The organism is Alphaproteobacteria bacterium HT1-32, assembly GCA_009649675.1.
Lineage (GTDB): Bacteria > Pseudomonadota > Alphaproteobacteria > Rhodospirillales > HT1-32 > HT1-32.
Genome location: WJPL01000001.1, coordinates 1,521,050 through 1,541,228, shown reverse-complemented (window position 1 = coordinate 1,541,228; position 20,179 = coordinate 1,521,050). Strand labels below are relative to the sequence as shown.

The window sequence follows — 20,179 nt, the reverse complement described above, 5'->3', positions numbered from 1 at the left end:
CCCTAGAACGGTTTGTCGCCGGCAATCGTGACCCGGTGCATCACCCGCTTGAAGCCGTGATAATCGTTGACCGGGTTATGCTGTGAGGCCCGGTTGTCCCAGAATGCGGCAGCCCCTTCACGCCAGACAAAACGGCAGGTGAATTCGGGCCGGGTCTGGTGCGCGAACAGGAAGTCCAGCAGGGGGCGGCTTTCTTCCTCCGTCAGTTCCTTGAAACCGATGGAATGACCACTGTTCACGTACAGGGCCTTCCGGCCGGTTTCCGGATGCGTACGTACGGCCGGATGCTCGGCCACATAAACCGGGGCAGTCTTCGCATCCCGGCCTTCCTCCTCGATCCGGGCCTTGCGGCTTTGCGCCACCGCACCTTTGGCTGAGGACTGAATCACCGTCAGCTTGTCGAGCATCTCGCGCAGCGGTGCGGACAGGGTTTCATAGGCCAGGTACATGTTGGCGAACAGGGTATCACCCCCATATGGCGGCAACTCCCGCGCCAGCAGGATCGAGCCCAGCGGCGGAACATCCATATAGGTGGTGTCCGTGTGCCACATGCCGCCGAAATTATGTTTCTCATGCTCCAGCTTCACCACCGGCACGATTTCCGGATAGCCTTCCAGCCCCTTGACCATCGGATAGGGCACAATATCACCGAAGCGGCGGGCAAAAGCGATCTGCTGGTCCGGGGTCACATGCGCCTGACCGTCAAAGAATATCACCAGATGATCAAGCAGCGCCTGACGGATTTCACCAATCACCTCATCATCCAGATCCTCTGCCATATCAACATTGCCAAGCAGGGCGCCGATGGACCCGGATTGCGGTGTGACGGTGATCCGGCGATAGCGGTTATCGCCGATTTTCGGCGCATCTGCGGGCTGTGACTGGTTCGTCATGATGGATGTTTCCTGTTATTCCCTGCCCCGATTATAGAAACCGGGACGCAGACGGAAAGTTCAATTTGTCCGGACAGTATATCAGCGGACCGGAAAGTCCGGCAAGGCCCCGCCCTGCGCCGGGAAGACAGGCAGAACGAGGGAAGATCAGACCACCGGATTGTCTGATCCGGCCCGGTGCTATGCAGGCTTTACAGACGGATGGGTTCTGAACAGGGTTTCCGCTTCCCGGATAAAAGCCGTCGCCGCCCGTGACGTGATGGTATCCGCCGCCTGAATGATGCGGAAACCAAAGGGAATCGAAGGCTCGAACGGGCGAATGACCAGCCGGTTCGGGCCATAGAAAGCCGCCGTCAGCGGATCAACCAGGGCCACCCCGATTCCGCGTACCACCATGGAACAGGCAATCGCCGAGGGCTGGGTCTCCAGCCGTATCTGACGCCGGATATTTGCATTTTCAAACGCCCGGTCGATCTGAACAGCCGCCCGCGTATGCTGTGCCAGCGCGACAAAGGTCTCGGTCGCCAGATCACCGGGCCGGATGACGTCACGCTCCGCAAAAGGGTGGCCGAGCGGGCAGACCACAACACAATCCGTCCGGTAGGACTGCACCACGTCGATCCCCGGCTGGTCGAGCGAAAGCTGGGCAATTCCGATATCGAACTGCCGGGCCGCAACCCATTCGACAATCCGGACAGAGGTGTGGGATTCTATGGTCAGCCGCATTTCCGGATGATTGGCCAGAAACCGGCTGGTGATATCCGGCACCAGATCAAGTGACAGGGCCGGCATGACGGCGATCCGGAGGTTCCCCCGCCGCATGTCACGGATTTCCGTCGCTGTCTGTTGCAGCCGCTCCATCCCGACAAAGGACCGCTCCAGCTCTTCATAAAAGCTGGCGCCTTCCGGCGTCGGGCGCAGGCGACCCCGCTGGCGGGCAAACAGCTTGAACCCGATTGCCCGCTCCAGATCACCGATCAGCCGGCTGATGCCCGGCTGCGAAACGCGCAGCATCTGTGCCGCACCGGTGGCACTCCCCATCACCATGACGGCGCGGAAAGCTTCAAGCTGACGGATATTGAGGGCCATGAACGCCGGGGTGAAAATTGCGACAGAAAGCCAGCTTAGCGAAATCTGCCGGTTCGGCCAGCCGCCGAACGCTTGCATATCATCCGGCCATCCGACACCGTCTCGGCCAACGCCGGTCGGCTGACGCACCGGCAGCAATCAAAACAAACGGAGACTGAAAAGATGGATCAGGCACGCTACGATCTGGGGATGAAACTGCGCCGTGAAGTCATGGGCGATGCCCATGTCGACAGGTCATTGGCCGCCGCTGACGAGATGACGAAACCGCTGGTTGATCTGGTCACGGAAATTGGCTGGGGCGCAACCTGGGGACGGCCCGGCCTGCCGAAACGCGACCGCAGCCTGATCAATATCGGCATGCTGACGGCGCTGAACCGTCCGGACGAGCTGCGCGGTCATCTGCGCGGCGCCCTGAACAACGGTGTCACCCGGGAGGAAATCGTCGAGGTTATCCTGCAAACTGCAATCTATTGCGGCATGCCTGCCGCGCTGGACAGCATGCGCCATGCGAAGGCGGTTTTTGCCGCCGCCGATGAAGAAGCCGCAGGCTGAACCCCGAAACAGGAAAACCCCGGACCAGATGGCCCGGGGTTTTCCGTCGGGGAAAGAGGCGCTGTCAGATCAGCGCGGAGTGCATTCAAAAATCGCCGTCCGGCTGCCGTCAGTGTTCGTGCTGACGCTCGACTTGGCCAGTGTACTGCCCTGTTCCAGGCAATAGCGCTGGGCATTCTGCGAAGCCGCAACAAGCTGCTGATCCGTGTGATAGGTCTTCGTCATCACAGGAATTGACGGCGGCAGGGTCGCAACCGGGCGCGGCAGCGGGCGGTCACAGTCAAACCGCACTTCGGTCTTGCCGTTCTGGCCGGTGCTGACAACCGCATTACCGGGTGCCGAATTATACTGGGCGCAGAAGTCCATCGCCCGCTGGTTCGCGTTGATCAGCTGGTCATCGCCGCGATATTCGTATTTCACGCTCGGCGTATCCGAACTGACCTGCGTCGGCGGCACGCTCTGCGGTGCGACACAGGCGGAAAGCAGAATTGCTGCTGCGATTGAGGTGGAACCAAGGGTCATCATTTTCGTCATGCGAGCCATTTTGTGCTCCTTTTCTGTTGGGGCAGGCGTCTTGCCCGCATCCGTTGAAAGAAGAACGAAGACCAGCCCCGTTGGTTCCGGGAAAAGAGTCAGAAATGATAAAACCCCGGTCCGCACAGAAGCGCAGACCGGGGTTTCAGGCAGATCACATAACCTCAGAAGTTCCCCGTCTGACCGGGGAGGATATCAGCGGGCCAGCGGCTTGTACTTGATGCGATGCGGCTGATCGGCGTCGGAGCCAAGCCGGCGTTTCTTGTCCGCTTCATATTCCTCGAAGTTGCCTTCGAACCATTCCACATGGCTGTCGCCTTCAAAGGCCAGAATATGCGTGGCGATACGGTCAAGGAACCAGCGATCATGGCTGATGACCACGGCGCAGCCGGCGAATTTCTCCAGCGCATCTTCAAGCGCACGCAGCGTCTCGACATCGAGATCGTTCGTCGGTTCATCGAGCATCAGCACATTCGCGCCGGAACGCAGCATCTTGGCCAGATGAACGCGGTTACGCTCACCGCCCGACAGATTGCCGACTTTCTTCTGCTGGTCCGGGCCCTTGAAATTGAACCGGCCGACATAGGCGCGTGACGCCATCGTCGCCTTGCCGAGCGAGATTTCGTCCAGCCCGTCTGAAATTTCTTCCCAGACATTCTTGGAATCATCCAGTGAATCGCGGCTCTGGTCGATATAACCAAGCTGCACCGTCTCACCAACGCGGAAGGTGCCGGAGGTCGGCTGTTCCTTGCCGGTAATCATCTTGAACAGGGTCGTCTTACCGGCACCGTTCGGGCCGATGACACCCACAATGCCACCCGGCGGCAGCCGGAAGCTGAGATTATCAATCAGCAGACGATCACCGAACGCCTTGGTCAGGCCTTCCGATTCAATCACCACATTGCCAAGCCGTGGCCCGGCGGGAATGACAATCTGGGCACTTTCAATCTTCTGTTCCTGCGCAGCGGCCAGCAGATCTTCATAAGCCGTGATACGCGCCTTGCTTTTCGACTGGCGCGCCTTCGGTGACTGCCGGATCCATTCCAGTTCGCGGGACAGGGTTTTCTGACGGCCCGCCTCGGCGCGCTCTTCCTGTTCCTGACGTTTCTGTTTCTGTTCCAGCCAGGCCGAATAGTTGCCTTCATACGGATAGCCGCGCCCGTGGCTGAGTTCGAGAATCCAGCCCGTCACATTGTCGAGGAAGTAACGGTCATGGGTCACGATCACGACGGTGCCGGTATATTCCTCAAGGAAATGCTCCAGCCAGGCGACGGATTCCGCATCGAGATGGTTGGTCGGTTCATCGAGCAGCAGCATGTCGGGCTTCGACAGCAACAGCTTGCAGAGCGCAACCCGGCGTTTTTCACCACCCGAAAGCGGTCCCACATCCGCATCACCCGGCGGGCAGCGCAGGGCGTCCATGGCGATTTCCACCCGGCGCTCCAGCTCCCAGCCGTCCGCAGCGTCGATCTTTTCCTGCAGGTCAGCCTGTACGGCCAGCAGGTCATTCATCTCGTCGTCAGTCATCGGCTCGCCGAACTTCATCGAGACTTCCTCGAACTTGTCGAGGTATTCCTTGATCTCGCCAGCGCCTTCCAGAACGTTTTGCAGCACGTTCTTGGACTCATCCAGTTTCGGCTCCTGCGGCAGGTAGCCGACCTTCACACCATCAGCGGCCCAGGCTTCACCGGTAAATTCGGTTTCAATGCCGGCCATGATCTTCAGCAGCGTCGATTTACCCGCGCCGTTGATACCCAGCACCCCGATCTTCGCACCCGGCAGGAACGACAGGCTGATGTTCTTGAACAGCTCCCGTCCGCCCGGATAGGTCTTGGACAGGTTTTTCATGGTGTAGATATACTGATAGGCGGCCATTGGCTGGATCCGTTGAGTCTGAGGTAAAGTGAGAATGCTGGGCCGGTATGTAGCCCGAGCAGGCGTTTGCTGCAACCTGTGCGTCTGATCCGGCCCTGTGCGACGCCTCTTTAACAGGGCGGCGCGGGAGGTTATGTTCCGCCCATGACTGAACCAACCATCAATATCCGCATCCTGCCCGTCACCCCTTTCCAGCAGAACTGTTCGCTGGTCTGGTGCCGTGAGACCATGGAAGGCGCCTTTGTCGATCCCGGTGGCGAGACAGACAAACTGATCGCCCAGGCCGACGCCGACGGGGTGAAAATCACCAAGATTCTCGTCACCCACGGGCATCTGGATCATGCCAGCGCCGTCGCCGACATGGCCGATCACTATCAGGTACCGATTGAAGGCCCGCACAAGGAAGAGGTCTTCTGGATCGACCAGATTGTCGAACAGGCAGCGCAATACGGTTTTCCGCCTGCACGATGCTTCACGCCCGACCGCTGGCTGGATGATGACGATCAGGTCACGCTGGGTAACCTGACCTTCGATATCGTCCATTGCCCGGGACACACGCCCGGCCATGTGGTGTTTGTCGACGCGGCCAACCGGATCGCCTTTGTCGGCGATGTGCTGTTTCAGGGCTCCATCGGCCGGACCGATTTTCCGCGTGGCGATCAGGACAGCCTGATCAGCGCCATCCGCGACAAGCTGTTTCCGCTTGGCGATGATATTGCCTTTGTCCCCGGCCACGGACAGGTCTCGACCTTCGGCCATGAGCGGGCCTCCAACCCCTATGTGGCAGACCGGGCACAGGGCCGTGGCTGAACAGCCGGAAATCTATATCGACGCCGACGCCTGCCCGGTGAAGGACGAGGTCGAGAAAGTCGCCGACCGGCATGGTCTGGTTGTCCATATGGTCTCCAACGGCGGCATCCGCCCGTCACGCAACCCGCTGATCCGCAATGTGGTGGTGCCGGAAGGCCCGGATGTGGCCGATGACTGGATTGCCGAGAACTGCACCGAGCGGGATATTGTCATCACCCGCGACATACCGCTGGCTGACCGCTGCGTGAAACGCGGGTCCGGCGTTATCGACCATGGCGGCAAACGTTTCGACGAAGCCAGTATCGGCATGGCACTGGCCACCCGCGACCTGATGACCCATCTGCGCGATACCGGCACCATCACCGGCGGCGGGCGCAGCTTCAGCAAACAGGACCGGTCAAATTTCCTGAATGAACTGGAAACTGTCGTCCGGATGAAACTGAAGGGCTGAAACGGCTCTTTCCTCTGCTGAAACACGGCAGTCGGCAGGCACTCCAGCCCACATCCCGCTTGACCCGGGGCGGTGCGGATTGCATCAAGGTTGCATGTTCGGTTTACCCAGTCTTTCAAAGCTGCTTGTCCTTGGCCTGATCATCGCTGCGGTCTGGTACGGCTTCAAGTTTCTCGGCCGCCTCGACGCCCAGCGAAAGGCGGAGGGCGGGGTCAGGAAACGCCGTCCGGCACCCGAGGCCGAGCCGGAGCCTGAAACCGTCGCCATGGTAGCCTGCCGGCAATGCGGGGCCTATGTCGCCGACACGGGCAAAAGCGCCTGCGAGCATGAAGGCTGCCCGATGCTCACAACCCGGCAGCGCTGACCCCTTCCCCATACTCCCTGTCTGCTGTTATGCTTTCCGGAAAAGTTGTTCAGGGAGGACATCCATGCAGGTTAACCGGTTATCTGAGAATCAGCTCGCCGCAGAGGTGGTGGACGCAAATCTGGCCGGGTCGGGCTGGGAGACAACGGTCTCTGACACTTTCAGCCGTCATCCCGTGCTTTGCCTGCGCAATCAGCCGGTAACACCGGATATCTATGTCGGTGCCATGTCAAAGCTGGGACAGCCCAAGCCCCAGCTTCATGAACAATACCGCCACCCCACCCGGAACGAGATCATGATCCTGTCCAGCGATCAGGTCGACAGCAAGGGGGATGGCAAGAAGATCGTTATCGGGAAAGCCTGGCATACGGACGATTCCTACACCGCTGAACCCTCTGCGGTGACCATCCTGCAGGCCGAAATTCTGCCGCAGACCGGCGGCGACACGGAATTTGCCGATATGCGGGCCGCCTATGAGGCCCTGCCCGCCGCCCGAAAACAGCAGATTGACGGCCTGACGGCCGAACATCGCTATTTCTCACGCCGCAACCTCGGCAAGGTCGCCTCCCGCACACCGGAAGAAGAAGCCCTGACACCGCCGGTTTTCCATCCACTGGTCCGCACACACCCGGTCACCGGGCAGAAGGCGCTCTATATCAACCCGAACCGGGTGCATCAGATCTGCGATCTGCCGCTGGAGGAGGGCGATGCCCTGCTGGACGATCTGATTGATCACGCAACTCAGCCGCAATTCACCTACCGCCACCGCTGGCAGGCGGGTGATATCCTGATGTGGGATAACCGCTGCACCATGCATCGCGCCAATCATGACTATGGAGACCAGCCGCGACGCATGAACCGGATCCTGCTGGCCGGGGATCGGCCGGTCTGAGTCGTTAACTTTGTTCGTTCAATTTTTGTTCTTGATAAGCATTTGAATTTAAATGTCTTTTTGACGTTTACCAAATCGCTTAACCATGTCGCGATTTGCGAGAACATTAGACGAACGTTTTCAGTTGCATCAACGGAAAAACCGGGAGACCATGACCTTGGTCCGTTATCGGGAAATCCTGCCCGGCCGGCGGGCAAACTGCACAGAAGCCGAGGAACAGTGACCAATGAGCAGCCTGCATTCCGGTTCCTGCCTTTGTGGCGACGTTGCCTTCACCCTGTCCGGTGATCTGGCACCCGTCTCCTGCTGCCACTGCACACAATGCCGCAAGGCAACCGGGCATTACCTGGCATCGACCGAAACCGCGGCCGACACTCTCTCCTTCACGTCGGATTCCAGCCTGAAATGGTATCAGTCCAGCGACTATGCAGAGCGCGGGTTTTGTGGAAACTGTGGTTCGACCCTGTTCTGGCGCGTCATCGGCAGCCGCGACATCTCCATCGCCGTTGGCAGTCTGACCAGCCCGACAGGCCTGAAAACCGCCCGGCATATCTTTACAGCGGATAAAGGCGACTATTATCAGACGCCTGATGATGCGCCCTGTTTCGCGACTTTTCCGGGCGCGTCCGGTGCATTGTAACAGACAGAGTGACCGGGTTGCTTGACCGCGTTTGAGCAACTGACTAGGTTGCACCGCAACATTTTCCGCGGCGACAAACCGTCACATCATGAGCCCGCTAGATCCTGACCGTAAAGACTTCCAGAGCCTGATCCTCAAACTTCAGGCCTACTGGGCCAACTATGGCTGCGTTATTCTGCAGCCTTATGACATGGAGGTAGGTGCCGGCACCTTCCATCCGGCCACCACGCTGCGCGCCCTCGGCCCGGACCCGTGGAAGGCCGCCTATGTCCAGCCGTCGCGCCGTCCGACCGATGGACGCTATGGTGAAAACCCGAACCGGCTGCAGCATTACTATCAGTTCCAGGTGGTCCTCAAACCGTCACCGGAGAACGCGCAGGAAGCCTATCTCAACAGCCTCTATGCGCTGGGCCTGAACCCGGACATGCATGATTTCCGCTTCGTCGAAGATGACTGGGAAAGCCCGACGCTGGGCGCCTGGGGTCTGGGTTGGGAAGTCTGGTGCGATGGCATGGAAGTCAGCCAGTATACCTATTTCCAGCAGGTCGGCGGCATCGACTGCAGCCCGGTGACCGTTGAATACACCTACGGCCTTGAGCGGCTGGCGATGTATATTCAGGGCGTCGAGAACGTCTATGATCTGGACTGGAATGGTCAGGGCGCCCGCTATGGCGACGTCTACCACCGCGCCGAAGTCGAATATTCCCACCACAATTTCTCGCGCGCAGACACGGATATGCTGTTCCGTCAGTTCCGCGATGCCGAGAGCGCCTGCCAGTCGCTGATTTCACCGGACGGCACCGGCGGCCAGCTTGTGCTGCCTGCCTATGACCAGTGCATCAAGGCCAGCCATGTCTTCAATCTGCTGGATGCCCGTGGCGTTATCAGCGTGACCGAACGACAGGCCTATATCGGCCGTGTCCGCGCACTGGCCAAGGCCTGTGCGGAGGGCTGGGTTACCACCCGGACCGGGACGGAGCAGGACTGATGGCTGAATTGCTGCTTGAGATTTTCTCAGAGGAAATTCCGGCCCGTATGCAAAACCGGGCGGCGGAGGATCTTGCCGGTCTCATCACCTCACGGCTGGCCGCTGCCGGTCTGGAGACAGGGACGGCACGGACATTCGCAACGCCGCGACGCCTGACCGTCGTGCTCGACAATCTCGCCGTCGCGACAGCCGATACCAGCGAGGAGCGCCGCGGCCCGAAAGTCGGCGCACCGGAGAAAGCTGTCGAAGGCTTTCTGCGGGGCAGCGGCATCACGCTGGATCAGGCGATCACCCGCGACACGCCGAAGGGTGCGTTCTATTTCGCCGTGATTGAACGGCCCGGTCGCCCGACCGCCGAACTGCTGGCCGAAATCCTGCCGGGCGTCATCGATGATCTGCCCTGGCCGAAAAGCATGCGCTGGGGCAATCATTCCCGGCGCTGGGTGCGCCCGCTGCAATCCATCCTGTGCCTGTTCGACGGCAAGGTTGTGCCCTTCACCGCAGACCCCGTGTCATCCGGCGATACAACCCGCGGCCATCGTTTCATGGCTCCGGACAGCTTTGCCGTCACCGGCTTTGACGATTATCGCGACAAACTGCGTGCCGCGCATGTCATGCTCTCTGCCGATGATCGCAAGACGGCCATTCTGCAGGCTGCCGAGAAACTGGCTTCCGACGCCGGGCTGACCCTGCGGCTTGATGCCGGGCTGCTGGATGAGGTTGCCGGGCTGGTTGAATGTCCCGTGCCGCTGATGGGGCGGATTGATGACGCCTTCATGGATGTTCCGCCAGAGGTGCTGGTAACTTCCATGCGCAGTCACCAGAAATATTTCTCGGTCGAAACCGAAGACGGCAGGCTGGCTCCCCGGTTTATCCTCGTCGCCAACCGCGAGACCGCGGATGACGGCGCGACGGTGACCAGCGGCAATGAACGGGTGCTGCGGGCCCGGCTGTCCGACGCCAAGTTCTTCTGGGATCAGGACCGGGCCTCAACGCTTGAATCAAAGGCATCCGGCCTCGACAGCATCGTGTTCCACGCCGACCTCGGCACTGTTCAGCAGAAGGTCGACCGCATGGCCGGGCTTGCCGAATGGCTGGCCGGGCATCTGCCGGATTGCGATCCGGCGATGGCACGTCGCGCAGCGGCCCTCTGCAAGGGCGATCTGGTCAGCGGCATGGTTGGCGAGTTCCCCGAGTTACAGGGCATCATGGGGCGGTATTACGCCCTGCAGGACGGCGAGCCGGCGGCTGTGGCCGATGCCATTGCCGAACATTATTCACCTGCCGGCCCGGCAGATGCCTGCCCGTCTGCGCCGGTCTCTGCGGCGCTGGCGCTGGCTGACAAGATCGATACCCTCGTCGGTTTCTGGGGTATCGGCCAGACCCCGACCGGATCGAAAGATCCCTATGCGCTGCGCCGTGCGGCCCTCGGTGTTATCCGTATCCTGCTGGAGAACGGTTTCCGGCTGCGGCTGTCAGACGTTTTCGCGAAAAGTTTCGACCTTTATCAGGGCCGTCTGCCGGCATCGCTGGCAGATATCGACCGTGATCTCATGGCTTTCTTCGCCGACCGGCTGAAAGTCCATCTGCGCGGTGAAGGTGTTGCCCACGACCATGTCGCCGCAATCTTTGCGCTGGGCGGTGAAGACGACCTGGTGCGCCTGACGCGCCGCGTGGGCGCCCTGTCCGGTCTGCTGACCAGTGACGACGGAACCAACCTGCTTGCGGCCTACCGGCGTGCCAACAATATCCTCCGCATCGAGGAGAAGAAGGACGCCACCAGCTTTGGCCCGGAACCGGACAAGGCGCTGCTGGCGCAACAGGAAGAACAGCAACTGTTTGATGCTTTGACCGATGTTGCAGCACAGTGCAAAGCGGCACTTCGTGACGAAGATTATGCTCAGGCCATGACGGCCATGGCGATGCTTCGCAAGCCCGTCGACAGCTTCTTTGAGGTCGTCACGGTGAATGCAGATGAAGCGGATGTCCGGATCAACCGGCTGAAACTGCTGTCGCAAATCAGATCGGTCATGGAATCCGTGGCGCTCTTTTCAGAAATCGAAGGCTAACACAGGGTACAGGCATATGACCAAATGGGTCTACAGCTTCGGGGACGGCACTGCCGAAGGCAGCGCGGAGATGAAGAATCTGCTCGGTGGCAAGGGGGCGAACCTGGCCGAGATGTGCAATCTTGGTCTGCCGGTGCCGCCCGGCTTTACCATCACCACCGAAGTCTGCACAGCCTATTACGAGAACGACCGGACCTATCCGTCCGATCTTGACGATCAGTTGCAGGCCGCCCTCAGCCAGGTTGAAGCCGCCGTCGGCATGAAATTCGGCGATGCCGCCAACCCGTTACTGGTTTCTGTCCGTTCCGGCGCCCGTGCCTCCATGCCGGGCATGATGGATACCGTGCTTAATCTTGGCCTCAATGACGTAACCGTCGAAGGTCTGGCTGCCGCCAGCGGAGATGCCCGCTTCGCCTATGACAGCTATCGCCGCTTCATCCAGATGTATGGCGATGTGGTGCTGGGCGTCGATCACGGCCTGTTTGAGGAACTGCTCGACCTTGCCAAGGACGACAAGGACTATGCGCTCGATACTGACCTGACCGCCGATGACTGGCGCGTACTGGTCGACCAGTACAAGGCCAAGGTCGAGGAAGAACTGGGCGAACCTTTCCCGCAGGACCCGATGGTTCAGCTGAAAGGGGCCATTGACGCGGTGTTCGGATCCTGGATGAATGCCCGGGCGAAGACCTACCGCCGTCTGCATGACATCCCTCAGGAATGGGGCACAGCCGTCAATGTGCAGGCCATGGTCTTCGGTAATATGGGCGAGGACTGCGCCACCGGCGTCTGCTTCACCCGTGACCCGTCAACCGGTGCCAATATTTTCTACGGCGAATATCTGGTGAATGCCCAGGGCGAAGATGTCGTTGCCGGTATCCGCACCCCGCAATATCTGACGACCGCAGGCAAGGAAGCCGGCGGATCGGACCTGCCGTCCATGGAAGAAGTCATGCCGAAAGTCTTCGGCGAGCTTTGCGCCATCCGCGACCGGCTGGAAAACCATTACGGCGACATGCAGGACATGGAGTTCACGGTCCAGAAAGACAAGCTCTGGATGCTGCAGACCCGTGCAGGGAAGCGCACCGCACAGGCCGCCCTGAAGATTGCCATCGACATGGCCCGTGAAGGCATCATCGACCAGAACACCGCCATCCGGCGGGTGGAACCCGGTCAGCTCGACCAGTTGCTGCATCCGACGCTGGATCCGAAAGCGCCGCGCAATGTCATTCTGCGGGGTCTGCCCGCATCACCCGGCGCTGCTTCGGGCAAGATCGCCTTTACCGCTGATGAGGCAGAAGAACGCGCCCAGAAGGGTGAAAAAGTCATTCTGGTACGGCTGGAAACCAGCCCCGAAGATATCAGCGGCATGCATGCCGCGCAGGGTATCCTGACAGCACGGGGTGGCATGACCAGCCACGCCGCCGTGGTGGCCCGTGGTATGGGCCGGCCCTGCGTTGCCGGTGCCGGACAGCTGAACATCGACGAGCAAAGCCGCACCGCCCGTATTGGCGAACTGGTCCTCGGCGAAGGCGAAATCATCACCCTTGATGGCGCCTCCGGTGAGGTCATGCGCGGCGAAGTGCCAACCATCCAGCCGGAACTGACCGGCGATTTCGGCACCCTGATGGAATGGGTCGATGCCGTCCGCCGACTGAAGGTCCGCACCAATGCGGAAACCCCGCTGGACGCCGCAACCGCGATCAAGTTCGGGGCGGAAGGTATTGGTCTGTGCCGGACCGAACATATGTTCTTTGAACCGGCCCGCATTGTTGCTGTCCGCGAAATGATCGTCGCAGATTCCGAGAAAGACCGCCGCAAGGCGCTCGACAAGATCCTTCCCTACCAGCGCGAAGATTTTATCGAGCTGTTCCGGATCATGGAAGACCGTCCGGTGACCATTCGCCTGCTTGACCCGCCCCTGCATGAATTCCTGCCGGTTTCAAAATCGGAAATGCAGGAAGTCGCCAATGCCGCCGGGGTGAATGTCGATGTTGTCGTCCAGCGCGCGCAGCAGCTCAGCGAAACCAATCCGATGCTGGGTCATCGCGGCTGCCGGCTTGGTATCAGCTTCCCCGAGATCTATGAAATGCAGGCCCGCGCCATTCTTGAAGCCGCACTGGCCGTGAAAGCCGAACGGGGTGTCGAGACCGGACTGGAAATCATGATTCCGCTGGTTGGCGCCCGCAAGGAACTGGATATCCTGACCGAACGTGTCCGGGCCATCGCTGAAGATGTGTTCACGGAAACCGGTGAACGCACGGCCTTCCTGGTCGGTACCATGATCGAGTTGCCACGGGCCTGCTTACAGGCCGCCGAGATTGCACAAACCGCAGAATTCTTCTCGTTCGGCACCAACGACCTGACTCAGACCACCTTCGGCCTGTCCCGTGATGACAGCGCAAAATTCCTTGAGCGCTATCAGGCCATGGGTATCTACGAGACCGATCCGTTTGTGTCTCTGGATCAGGAAGGTGTTGGCGAACTGGTCAAAATTGCTGTTGAGCGGGGTCGCTCGACACGGCCTGACATCAAGCTTGGTATCTGTGGCGAGCATGGCGGAGACCCCTCATCGGTCTTCTTCTGCCACCGCATCGGCCTGGATTACGTCTCCTGTTCGCCTTACCGCGTTCCGGTGGCCCGCCTTGCCGCCGCCCACGCAGCCCTGGACGATATGTGATCGAAGCAGCTGTCACGCCGGAGACCCTGCGTCTGGGTGGAAAGACGGCAATATCCCGGGCCCTGGCCCGGGCGGAGGTTCCTGACCCGGGAACAGAGGTCACCGATCTGCTGGACAGGGCATGGCAGCAACCACAGGCGCATGTCATTGGCCTGACCGGGCCGCCCGGTGTCGGTAAATCGAGCCTGCTGGATGTCATGATCCGTGACTATCGGGCGCTCGGCAAAACCGTTGGTGTTGTCGTCATCGACCCGTCTTCAAAACTCAGTGGCGGCGCCCTGCTTGGTGACCGTATCCGGCTGCGGCTGGACCCGGAAGACGACGGTGTTTTCGTCCGCTCGCTGTCGGCAGGAGACCGGCTGGGCGGGTTGTCAGTGGCCACCTTCCCCGTGGTCGCGCTGATGCGCAGCCTGTTCGATATCGTGCTGGTCGAAACCGTTGGCGTCGGCCAGTCGGAATCCGATGTCATTGGTATTGCCGACACGGTTCTGCTCTGCATTCAGCCAGCATCCGGTGACAGCCTGCAATTCATCAAGTCCGGGCTGGTCGAACTGCCGCATATTCTGGTCATCAACAAAGCCGACATGACCATCGAAGCCCGCCGCGCCAAAGCCGATGCAGAAGGCGCCCTTTCCGTAACCGGGAACAGGCGCGGTGGCTGGCAGACCGGTATTGTTTCTGTTTCCGCGCGTGCCCGGACAGGACTGACGGAGCTGAATGCCGCCATCGACCGGCATGCTGGATGGCTGGCGTCAGGGAGCCGTCTGCAACAGGGTCGCGACGAACAGGCGAAAGCCTGGCTTCAGGATACCGTTCGCGATGCGTTCGGAAAGCGTGGCCTGGCAGACCTTCCGGAACTGACAGCAGAGAGGCTCAAAGCTCCGTTCCGGACACGCCATTGCTTGTGCAATCCGTCATCCGGCACACATAATGGCCCGAGTCGGTGAGCAGGAGAGCAAGTGGTGAGCAACGATATCGAGAATCGCCTCGCCAAGTTGCGACAGGATTATACAGATACCATCAGTGAAAAGATCGGTATCATCACGGCAGCCTGGCAGGCCCTGCTGGGCGGCGGTGAAAAGTCACCGGTTGTCATGGCCAACATCCGTTATCATGCCCACCGGCTTGCCGGCGGAGCCGGCTCCTTCGGGTTCACGCAGCTTGGTGCCGTAGCATCCGGCCTTGAAGAAGCCGTAACACCGCTGCTGGAAAAGCCGCGACTGAGCAATATCGATCATGACCGGATCAGCGAGCGCATCGCCCTGTTGCGGGAAGCAGCGGCAAGCATTGCCGACCCCGAAACCACAGAAGGCCCGGAAAAACTCTCCGACCATATTGTCACGAATACACTGTTGCAGGTGGGTGATCTGGACTCAGACACCACCGAGGCACTGGGAAATCTGGGCAGCTTCGGCTATTCGGTTGTCCGCAAATCCGCTGCCGAAGTTGAAGACGGTCTGGAGGATATCGATAATCCGACAGCCATCCTGATCGATATCTCGCTGCTGGATTACGGCGCAGGGGTGATTGAACAGCTGACGGACCGGAACAACTGGCGCGCCACACCACCGCCGCTGATTATTCTGTCTGACCATGACGACTTCAAATCCCGGCTGAAGGCCCTGCGGTGCGGCAGTAATGCCTTTCTGGTCTGGCCGGTCACGGATGTCGATATCGTCGACACGCTGGACCGCCTGTCGCCGCCATCAGGGCAGGCACCGATCCGGGTGCTGATCATTGATGACGATGCCAGCCTTGCCGACTACTACACCATGATCCTCGAAGCCGCCGGGATGGAATGCCGCAGCATCACCGACCCGACCGAAGTGCTGGTTGCCAGTACGGAATTCGATCCGGAAATGATCGTCACCGATCTCTATATGCCGATTTGCAGTGGCGACGAGATGGCAGGCACCCTGCGTCAGAAGGAAGAATTCGACGGGGTTCCCATCATCTTTCTGTCCGGTGAACATGATATCGACGCCCAGTTTCTGGCATTGCGGCGGGGCGCCGACGATTTTCTGAACAAGCCGGTCAGCGCATCGGATCTGGTTTCTGCCGTCACTACACGCGCCCGGCGGTTCCGCAATCTCCGGGCCCGGATCAGTCAGGACAGCCTCACCGGTCTGCTGAATCACACCACCATCAAACAGCGGCTGGAGGTCGAAATCTCGCGATCCGTGCGGACCGGACAGCCCATGTCCTTCGCCCTTATCGACATCGACCACTTCAAGCAGGTGAATGACAGTTACGGCCACCCGACCGGCGACCGGGTCATCAAGACCCTGTCACGGATGCTGGTTCAGCGGTTACGCAAGACGGATATCGTCGGGCGCTATGGTGGCGAGGAGTTTGCCGCTGTTCTGCCCGGTGCCGACCTGGAGACCGCCCGCAAAATCCTCGACGACTTCCGCGAAAGCTTCTCGCAGGTTGCCCATAACAGCAGCGAAGGCACCTTCACCTGCAGTTTCAGCTGTGGCGTTGCCGAATTCAGATCTGAAGACCAGGATCTGACCGAAATCGCCGACGAGGCCATGTACAAGGCCAAGCAGTCCGGCCGGAACAGGGTTGTCGCCGCAGACAACTGACCCAGCCCCGGATCAGCTTGCCGCTGGCGTCACCTTCAGGCCAGCTGCTGTCAGTTCTCCCGCTTCCAGCGCGTCCAGCCGCACCAGCGCCATTGCCAGATCACCGCGACCCGACCGGATTTCACCAACATCACGGTCACCGGCCATGATCGCTGTACCCGGCTCCGGCAGATCACCTGCAATCCGGACCGGCATCAGGCGTTTTTTGACCAGCCCGCGATATTTCGTGCGCGCCGTCAGCTCCTGGCCCATGTAGCAGCCCTTGTCGAAATCGACGCCGTTCAGGGCCTCGAAGCCGCTTTCCAGCAGAATTGCCTTCTCGACCACCATGTCGCGGCTGCCATCCGGCAGACCCAGCGACAGACGCCAGCGATCATAATCATCCGCCGTTGCCGCCGAGACAGGCAGATCGCCGGTCTCCGGAGATGTTCCGGCAGGCAGAATGTAGCGCAGACCGGCACCGGCAAGGCGGGGATCAACAAAACTGACACCCTCACCGTTCGGCATTGCCTGACCGGCAGACGGATTTTCTCCGGCGAGCCCGGCTGCCCCTTTACCGAAGGCCGCATGAACCGCCAGTTCTTCCGTCACATCCGTCAGCTCAACCTTTGACCGCAGACGATACAGGCGCAGGCGACGGAACAGGTCATCCCGCCGGTCGCCCTCGCAGTCAATCAGCAGGCTGTCCCCGATGGCGGCGATGAAAAAATCATGCAGGAACTTGCCCTGCGGTGTCAGCAAAGCAGCATAAATCGCCCGGTCTGCCCCAACCCGGCTGACATCATTCGAGACCAGCCCCTGCAGAAAGGCGACCCGGTCTTCGCCATCAATTCGCAGCACACCACGGTCCGGCAAACCCGCTAATTTTACGTCTGACATTACCTTCCTGCTCCTTTGATCGGGGGAGATTGTCCTGTGATCCCCATAGGTGGAACGTATGACCGGGCCTGACAAGGCTTGCCCGGCTGTTACCGGCGTCATAATAAATCAGACATGCGTATCACAATGATCGACGATTCCCTGTCTTTTGACGGCTACACCCCGGCCTCGCAGCCGCTGGGAGCCGCCGAAAAGATTTTTGCCAGCCTTGCCGGTGCCCTGGCGCAGCTTGGCCACGAGGTCAGTGTCTTCAATCGCTGCGGCTTTCCGGTCAGATGTGACGGCGCGCAATGGACACCGCTGGCCCAGGCCAACCTGAGCAGTTGCGATCTGCTGATCGCCCATCGTAAACCCTCGCTTCTCAAGATGGTCGCAGACGCGGATTTAAAGGCACTGCTGGTCGCCGCCCCGCCCGGTTACCTGACCAAACCGAAGGCGCGCGAGGCCATTCTGAGTACCCGGCCCCATCTGATCTTTCAGAGCCAGATGCAGACGGACGATATCCATCCCTCAACCTTCGACACAATCGCCGATCTGCCCCGGTTCGTCATGGCCCCCGCCGCCCGCCCGTCCTACCTGGGGGACCGGCCTGAAGCCCAGCCTGCCGCGCCGGTTGTCACCACGACAGCTCATCCGCGGCACGGGCTGACGGATATCCTGCGGCTCTGGATTGAGCGCATCGCGCCGGAAGCCCCGACCGCACAGCTGCGGGTCTATTCCATGCTGCTGGATCACGCCCTGCTGGGGGCTGACCATGACGAGGATATCGCACCCTGTGTTGCAATGGCACGGCTGGCCCGGGAACATCGTGTCACCGTTCATCGTCCGATGGGCGATGCCGCAATGGCAGATGAACTGCTGTCTGCGCGGCTGCATCTGCATATCGGCCAGAAGAATGACATGCTGGCGCTGGGCGTCCACGAAGCCCAGGCCGCCGGTGTGCCTGTTGTGGCGCTGCCCGGCGGCGCTGTCAGCGAACGGATCGTCGATGGCGAAACCGGCTTTATTGCGCCGGATGAAGATGCCTTCGTCAATCTGGCCCGGCTTGTCATCAGTGATGATGGCACGCATGCCGCTGCTCAGGCCGCCGCCCGCAAACAAAGCCAGAAGCGAAGCTGGGAAAATGCCGCACGGGAACTGGTGGATTTTGTGGCCAGCCGATGAAAATTCTGTTCATCACCTCAACCCGGATCGGCGACGGTGTGCTGTCTACCGGGCTGGTTGATTACCTCTGCCGTCTGCATCCGCAAGCCCGGATCACAATTGCCGCCGGCGAACATGCCGCGCCGCTTTTTGAAGCGACCCCGAATGTCGAGCGGGTCATCGTCATGGTGAAACAACGCCATGCCGGCCACTGGCTGGGATTGTGGCGTGAAACGGCTTTTACCCGGTGGGATATGGTGGTTGATCTCCGTCGTTCTGCCATTTCCTGGCTGTTGCTGGCAAAACGGCGCTTTATCCTCAAGCGAACAGACGAGCAGGTTCACCGGGTTCGCCAGCTTGGCGACCTGTTCAACCTGCCCGAGCCACCGGCACCCCATGTCTGGACAACCGATCACCATCATGACGAGGCCAGGAAACGGCTGCCCGACGGCCAGCAGATTATCGGCATCGGGCCGGTGACGAACTGGCGGGCAAAAACATGGCGCCCCGCCCACTTCATTGAACTGACCGAACGGCTCACCGCCAGTAACGGGCTGTTTCCGAATGCCCGAATCGCCGTTTTTGGTGGCCCCGACGAACGCGATGATGCCCGGCCCGTGCTCGACGCCATCCCGGCAGGCCGCCTGATCGACCTGGTCGGGGCGATCAGCCTTCTGACCGCAGCGGCCTGCCTGAAACGCTGTGACATCTATATCGGCAATGATTCAGCCGTCATGCATCTGGCCGCAGCAGCCGGAATTCCGACCGTCGGCCTGTTTGGCCCCAGCAACGAGCGACATTATGCACCCTGGGGGTTCGACAGCCGGGTCGTCCGGACGAAAGAAGATTTCGACAGCATCTTCCCGGCAGATTTCGATCACCGGACGTCCGACAGCCTGATGGACAGCCTGACGGTCGATGCGGTTGAAACGGCCGTCAGTGACCTGTGGCAGAATGTCAGGATGCGCGCAGCATGACCACGCTCTCGATTGTCATTTCCGTTCATAACGAGGAAGCCCGCCTCGACCATTGCCTGACCCATCTGAACTTTGGCGATGAACTGGTGGTGCTCCTCGACAAATGCACAGACGGATCGCGCGAGATCGCCGCCCGCCATACTGACCGGCTGATCGACGGTTCCTGGGAAATTGAAGGCGATCGCCGGAATGCGGGAATCGACGCCTGTCAGTGCGACTGGATACTGGAAGTCGATGCGGATGAGACCGTCAGCGCAGAGCTGGCGGCTGAAATCCGGCAGACCATTGCCACCACAAGCTTCGACTGGCACGAAATTCCGGTCGATAACTATATCGGCAACCGGCTGGTCCGCCATGGCTGGGGGGCCTCTTTCGGAAAAGCGGCCTATCCCGGCCTGTTCCGGCGCGGCGTCAAGAAATGGGCCCGGCAGCGGGTCCACCCGCCACTGGAATGGTCGGGCCGGAAAGGACCCATGCTGAAATCGCGACTGCGCCATGATGTCGACAAAAACATCTCCAGTATGATCCGCAGGCTCGACAATTATTCAACCGCCCGTGCCCGCGACCTGCGGGATGCCGGTGAGACATGGGGTTCGACGGCAAACAATGTACGACGGCTGTTTTCACGCTTTTTCAAATGCTACATCTCCCGAAAAGGTTATCGGGAAGGCGGATATGGTTTCCTCATTGCCCTGTTCGCCGGTATGTATCCGCTGATGTCGCATCTCAAAGCCAGGCTGGAGAAGGAATAGCTG

The 20,179-nt window shown here is 60.3% G+C and carries 19 protein-coding genes; 14 read left to right on the top strand and 5 right to left on the bottom strand.

The window, feature by feature from the left end:
* Window positions 1-2: 2 nt before the first annotated feature.
* Window positions 3-893, bottom strand: a complete 891-nt coding sequence (locus tag GH722_07300) for a taurine dioxygenase (protein MRG71567.1) — start codon at window positions 891-893, stop codon at window positions 3-5.
* A 180-nt stretch (window positions 894-1,073) separates the two neighbouring features.
* Window positions 1,074-2,060, bottom strand: a complete 987-nt coding sequence (locus GH722_07295) for a LysR family transcriptional regulator (GenBank protein ID MRG71566.1) — start codon at window positions 2,058-2,060, stop codon at window positions 1,074-1,076.
* A gap of 84 nt (window positions 2,061-2,144) precedes the next feature.
* On the opposite strand from GH722_07295, the gene GH722_07290 reads away from it, so the two are divergent.
* Entirely contained in the window at window positions 2,145-2,534 is a 390-nt protein-coding gene (locus GH722_07290; protein ID MRG71565.1) for a 4-carboxymuconolactone decarboxylase, read from the top strand.
* Window positions 2,535-2,603: 69 nt separating this feature from the next.
* Here GH722_07290 and GH722_07285 read toward each other — a convergent pair whose 3' ends face one another.
* Both GH722_07285 and ettA read right to left on the bottom strand, forming a co-directional pair.
* Window positions 2,604-3,077, bottom strand: a complete 474-nt coding sequence (locus GH722_07285) for a hypothetical protein (GenBank protein MRG71564.1) — start codon at window positions 3,075-3,077, stop codon at window positions 2,604-2,606.
* A 186-nt stretch (window positions 3,078-3,263) separates the two neighbouring features.
* On the bottom strand, window positions 3,264-4,943 hold the full coding sequence (gene ettA / locus GH722_07280; protein MRG71563.1) for an energy-dependent translational throttle protein EttA: 1,680 nt from the start codon (window positions 4,941-4,943) through the stop codon (window positions 3,264-3,266).
* Window positions 4,944-5,087: 144 nt separating this feature from the next.
* Between ettA and GH722_07275 the strand changes: the two genes are divergently transcribed.
* The 10 genes from GH722_07275 (at window position 5,088) to GH722_07230 (ending at window position 16,425) form a co-directional block, all read left to right on the top strand.
* Window positions 5,088-5,753 (top strand): MBL fold metallo-hydrolase, encoded by a 666-nt coding sequence (locus GH722_07275; GenBank protein MRG71562.1) that lies wholly within the window; start codon window positions 5,088-5,090, stop codon window positions 5,751-5,753.
* Window positions 5,722-6,204 carry a YaiI/YqxD family protein gene (locus GH722_07270; GenBank protein MRG71561.1) on the top strand — a complete coding sequence of 161 codons (483 nt, stop codon included), beginning with the start codon at window positions 5,722-5,724 and terminating at the stop codon, window positions 6,202-6,204. The genes GH722_07275 and GH722_07270 overlap by 32 nt, the downstream gene beginning before the upstream one ends.
* Window positions 6,205-6,298: 94 nt before the next feature.
* A complete protein-coding gene (locus GH722_07265) occupies window positions 6,299-6,568 on the top strand; it encodes a hypothetical protein (GenBank protein ID MRG71560.1) in 270 nt (89 codons plus the stop codon).
* Window positions 6,498-7,460, top strand: coding sequence for a TauD/TfdA family dioxygenase (locus GH722_07260; GenBank protein ID MRG71559.1), 963 nt, complete (start codon window positions 6,498-6,500; stop codon window positions 7,458-7,460). Before GH722_07265 ends, GH722_07260 begins: the two co-directional genes overlap by 71 nt.
* Before the next feature lie 226 nt (window positions 7,461-7,686).
* Window positions 7,687-8,100 (top strand): GFA family protein, encoded by a 414-nt coding sequence (locus tag GH722_07255; protein MRG71558.1) that lies wholly within the window; start codon window positions 7,687-7,689, stop codon window positions 8,098-8,100.
* A gap of 88 nt (window positions 8,101-8,188) precedes the next feature.
* The gene (locus tag GH722_07250; GenBank protein MRG71557.1) at window positions 8,189-9,088 is read left to right on the top strand and encodes a glycine--tRNA ligase subunit alpha; all 900 of its coding nucleotides are present in this window, start codon (window positions 8,189-8,191) and stop codon (window positions 9,086-9,088) included.
* Window positions 9,088-11,157, top strand: coding sequence for a glycine--tRNA ligase subunit beta (locus GH722_07245; GenBank protein ID MRG71556.1), 2,070 nt, complete (start codon window positions 9,088-9,090; stop codon window positions 11,155-11,157). Before GH722_07250 ends, GH722_07245 begins: the two co-directional genes overlap by 1 nt.
* A gap of 16 nt (window positions 11,158-11,173) precedes the next feature.
* Window positions 11,174-13,837, top strand: coding sequence for a pyruvate, phosphate dikinase (locus GH722_07240; protein MRG71555.1), 2,664 nt, complete (start codon window positions 11,174-11,176; stop codon window positions 13,835-13,837).
* Window positions 13,729-14,784 carry a methylmalonyl Co-A mutase-associated GTPase MeaB gene (locus GH722_07235; protein ID MRG71554.1) on the top strand — a complete coding sequence of 352 codons (1,056 nt, stop codon included), beginning with the start codon at window positions 13,729-13,731 and terminating at the stop codon, window positions 14,782-14,784. Before GH722_07240 ends, GH722_07235 begins: the two co-directional genes overlap by 109 nt.
* 12 nt (window positions 14,785-14,796) lie before the next feature.
* Complete coding sequence (locus tag GH722_07230) at window positions 14,797-16,425, top strand: diguanylate cyclase (GenBank protein MRG71553.1); 1,629 nt, start codon at window positions 14,797-14,799, stop codon at window positions 16,423-16,425.
* Window positions 16,426-16,437: 12 nt separating this feature from the next.
* On the opposite strand, the gene GH722_07225 is transcribed toward GH722_07230, so the two are convergent.
* Window positions 16,438-17,304 carry a folate-binding protein gene (locus GH722_07225; protein ID MRG71552.1) on the bottom strand — a complete coding sequence of 289 codons (867 nt, stop codon included), beginning with the start codon at window positions 17,302-17,304 and terminating at the stop codon, window positions 16,438-16,440.
* A gap of 114 nt (window positions 17,305-17,418) precedes the next feature.
* On the opposite strand from GH722_07225, the gene GH722_07220 reads away from it, so the two are divergent.
* The 3 genes from GH722_07220 to GH722_07210 are packed head-to-tail and all read left to right on the top strand — an operon-like array spanning window position 17,419 to window position 20,176.
* Window positions 17,419-18,468, top strand: a complete 1,050-nt coding sequence (locus tag GH722_07220; GenBank protein ID MRG71551.1) for a glycosyltransferase — start codon at window positions 17,419-17,421, stop codon at window positions 18,466-18,468.
* A complete protein-coding gene (locus GH722_07215; GenBank protein MRG71550.1) occupies window positions 18,465-19,424 on the top strand; it encodes a glycosyltransferase family 9 protein in 960 nt (319 codons plus the stop codon). Before GH722_07220 ends, GH722_07215 begins: the two co-directional genes overlap by 4 nt.
* On the top strand, window positions 19,421-20,176 hold the full coding sequence (locus tag GH722_07210) for a glycosyltransferase (GenBank protein MRG71549.1): 756 nt from the start codon (window positions 19,421-19,423) through the stop codon (window positions 20,174-20,176). The genes GH722_07215 and GH722_07210 overlap by 4 nt, the downstream gene beginning before the upstream one ends.
* The last annotated feature ends 3 nt before the right edge of the window (window positions 20,177-20,179 follow it).

Excerpts from the sequence above, each read along its gene's own strand:
- GH722_07300 (MRG71567.1), bottom strand. The coding sequence starts at position 893 with ATGACGAACCAGTCACAGCCCGCAGATGCGCCGAAAATCGGCGATAAC.
- GH722_07295 (MRG71566.1), bottom strand. The coding sequence starts at position 2,060 with ATGCAAGCGTTCGGCGGCTGGCCGAACCGGCAGATTTCGCTAAGCTGG.
- GH722_07290 (MRG71565.1), top strand. The coding sequence starts at position 2,145 with ATGGATCAGGCACGCTACGATCTGGGGATGAAACTGCGCCGTGAAGTC.
- GH722_07285 (MRG71564.1), bottom strand. The coding sequence starts at position 3,077 with ATGGCTCGCATGACGAAAATGATGACCCTTGGTTCCACCTCAATCGCA.
- ettA (MRG71563.1), bottom strand. The coding sequence starts at position 4,943 with ATGGCCGCCTATCAGTATATCTACACCATGAAAAACCTGTCCAAGACC.
- GH722_07275 (MRG71562.1), top strand. The coding sequence starts at position 5,088 with ATGACTGAACCAACCATCAATATCCGCATCCTGCCCGTCACCCCTTTC.
- GH722_07270 (MRG71561.1), top strand. The coding sequence starts at position 5,722 with ATGTGGCAGACCGGGCACAGGGCCGTGGCTGAACAGCCGGAAATCTAT.
- GH722_07265 (MRG71560.1), top strand. The coding sequence starts at position 6,299 with ATGTTCGGTTTACCCAGTCTTTCAAAGCTGCTTGTCCTTGGCCTGATC.
- GH722_07260 (MRG71559.1), top strand. The coding sequence starts at position 6,498 with ATGTCGCCGACACGGGCAAAAGCGCCTGCGAGCATGAAGGCTGCCCGA.
- GH722_07255 (MRG71558.1), top strand. The coding sequence starts at position 7,687 with ATGAGCAGCCTGCATTCCGGTTCCTGCCTTTGTGGCGACGTTGCCTTC.
- GH722_07250 (MRG71557.1), top strand. The coding sequence starts at position 8,189 with ATGAGCCCGCTAGATCCTGACCGTAAAGACTTCCAGAGCCTGATCCTC.
- GH722_07245 (MRG71556.1), top strand. The coding sequence starts at position 9,088 with ATGGCTGAATTGCTGCTTGAGATTTTCTCAGAGGAAATTCCGGCCCGT.
- GH722_07240 (MRG71555.1), top strand. The coding sequence starts at position 11,174 with ATGACCAAATGGGTCTACAGCTTCGGGGACGGCACTGCCGAAGGCAGC.
- GH722_07225 (MRG71552.1), bottom strand. The coding sequence starts at position 17,304 with ATGTCAGACGTAAAATTAGCGGGTTTGCCGGACCGTGGTGTGCTGCGA.
- GH722_07220 (MRG71551.1), top strand. The coding sequence starts at position 17,419 with ATGCGTATCACAATGATCGACGATTCCCTGTCTTTTGACGGCTACACC.
- GH722_07215 (MRG71550.1), top strand. The coding sequence starts at position 18,465 with ATGAAAATTCTGTTCATCACCTCAACCCGGATCGGCGACGGTGTGCTG.
- GH722_07210 (MRG71549.1), top strand. The coding sequence starts at position 19,421 with ATGACCACGCTCTCGATTGTCATTTCCGTTCATAACGAGGAAGCCCGC.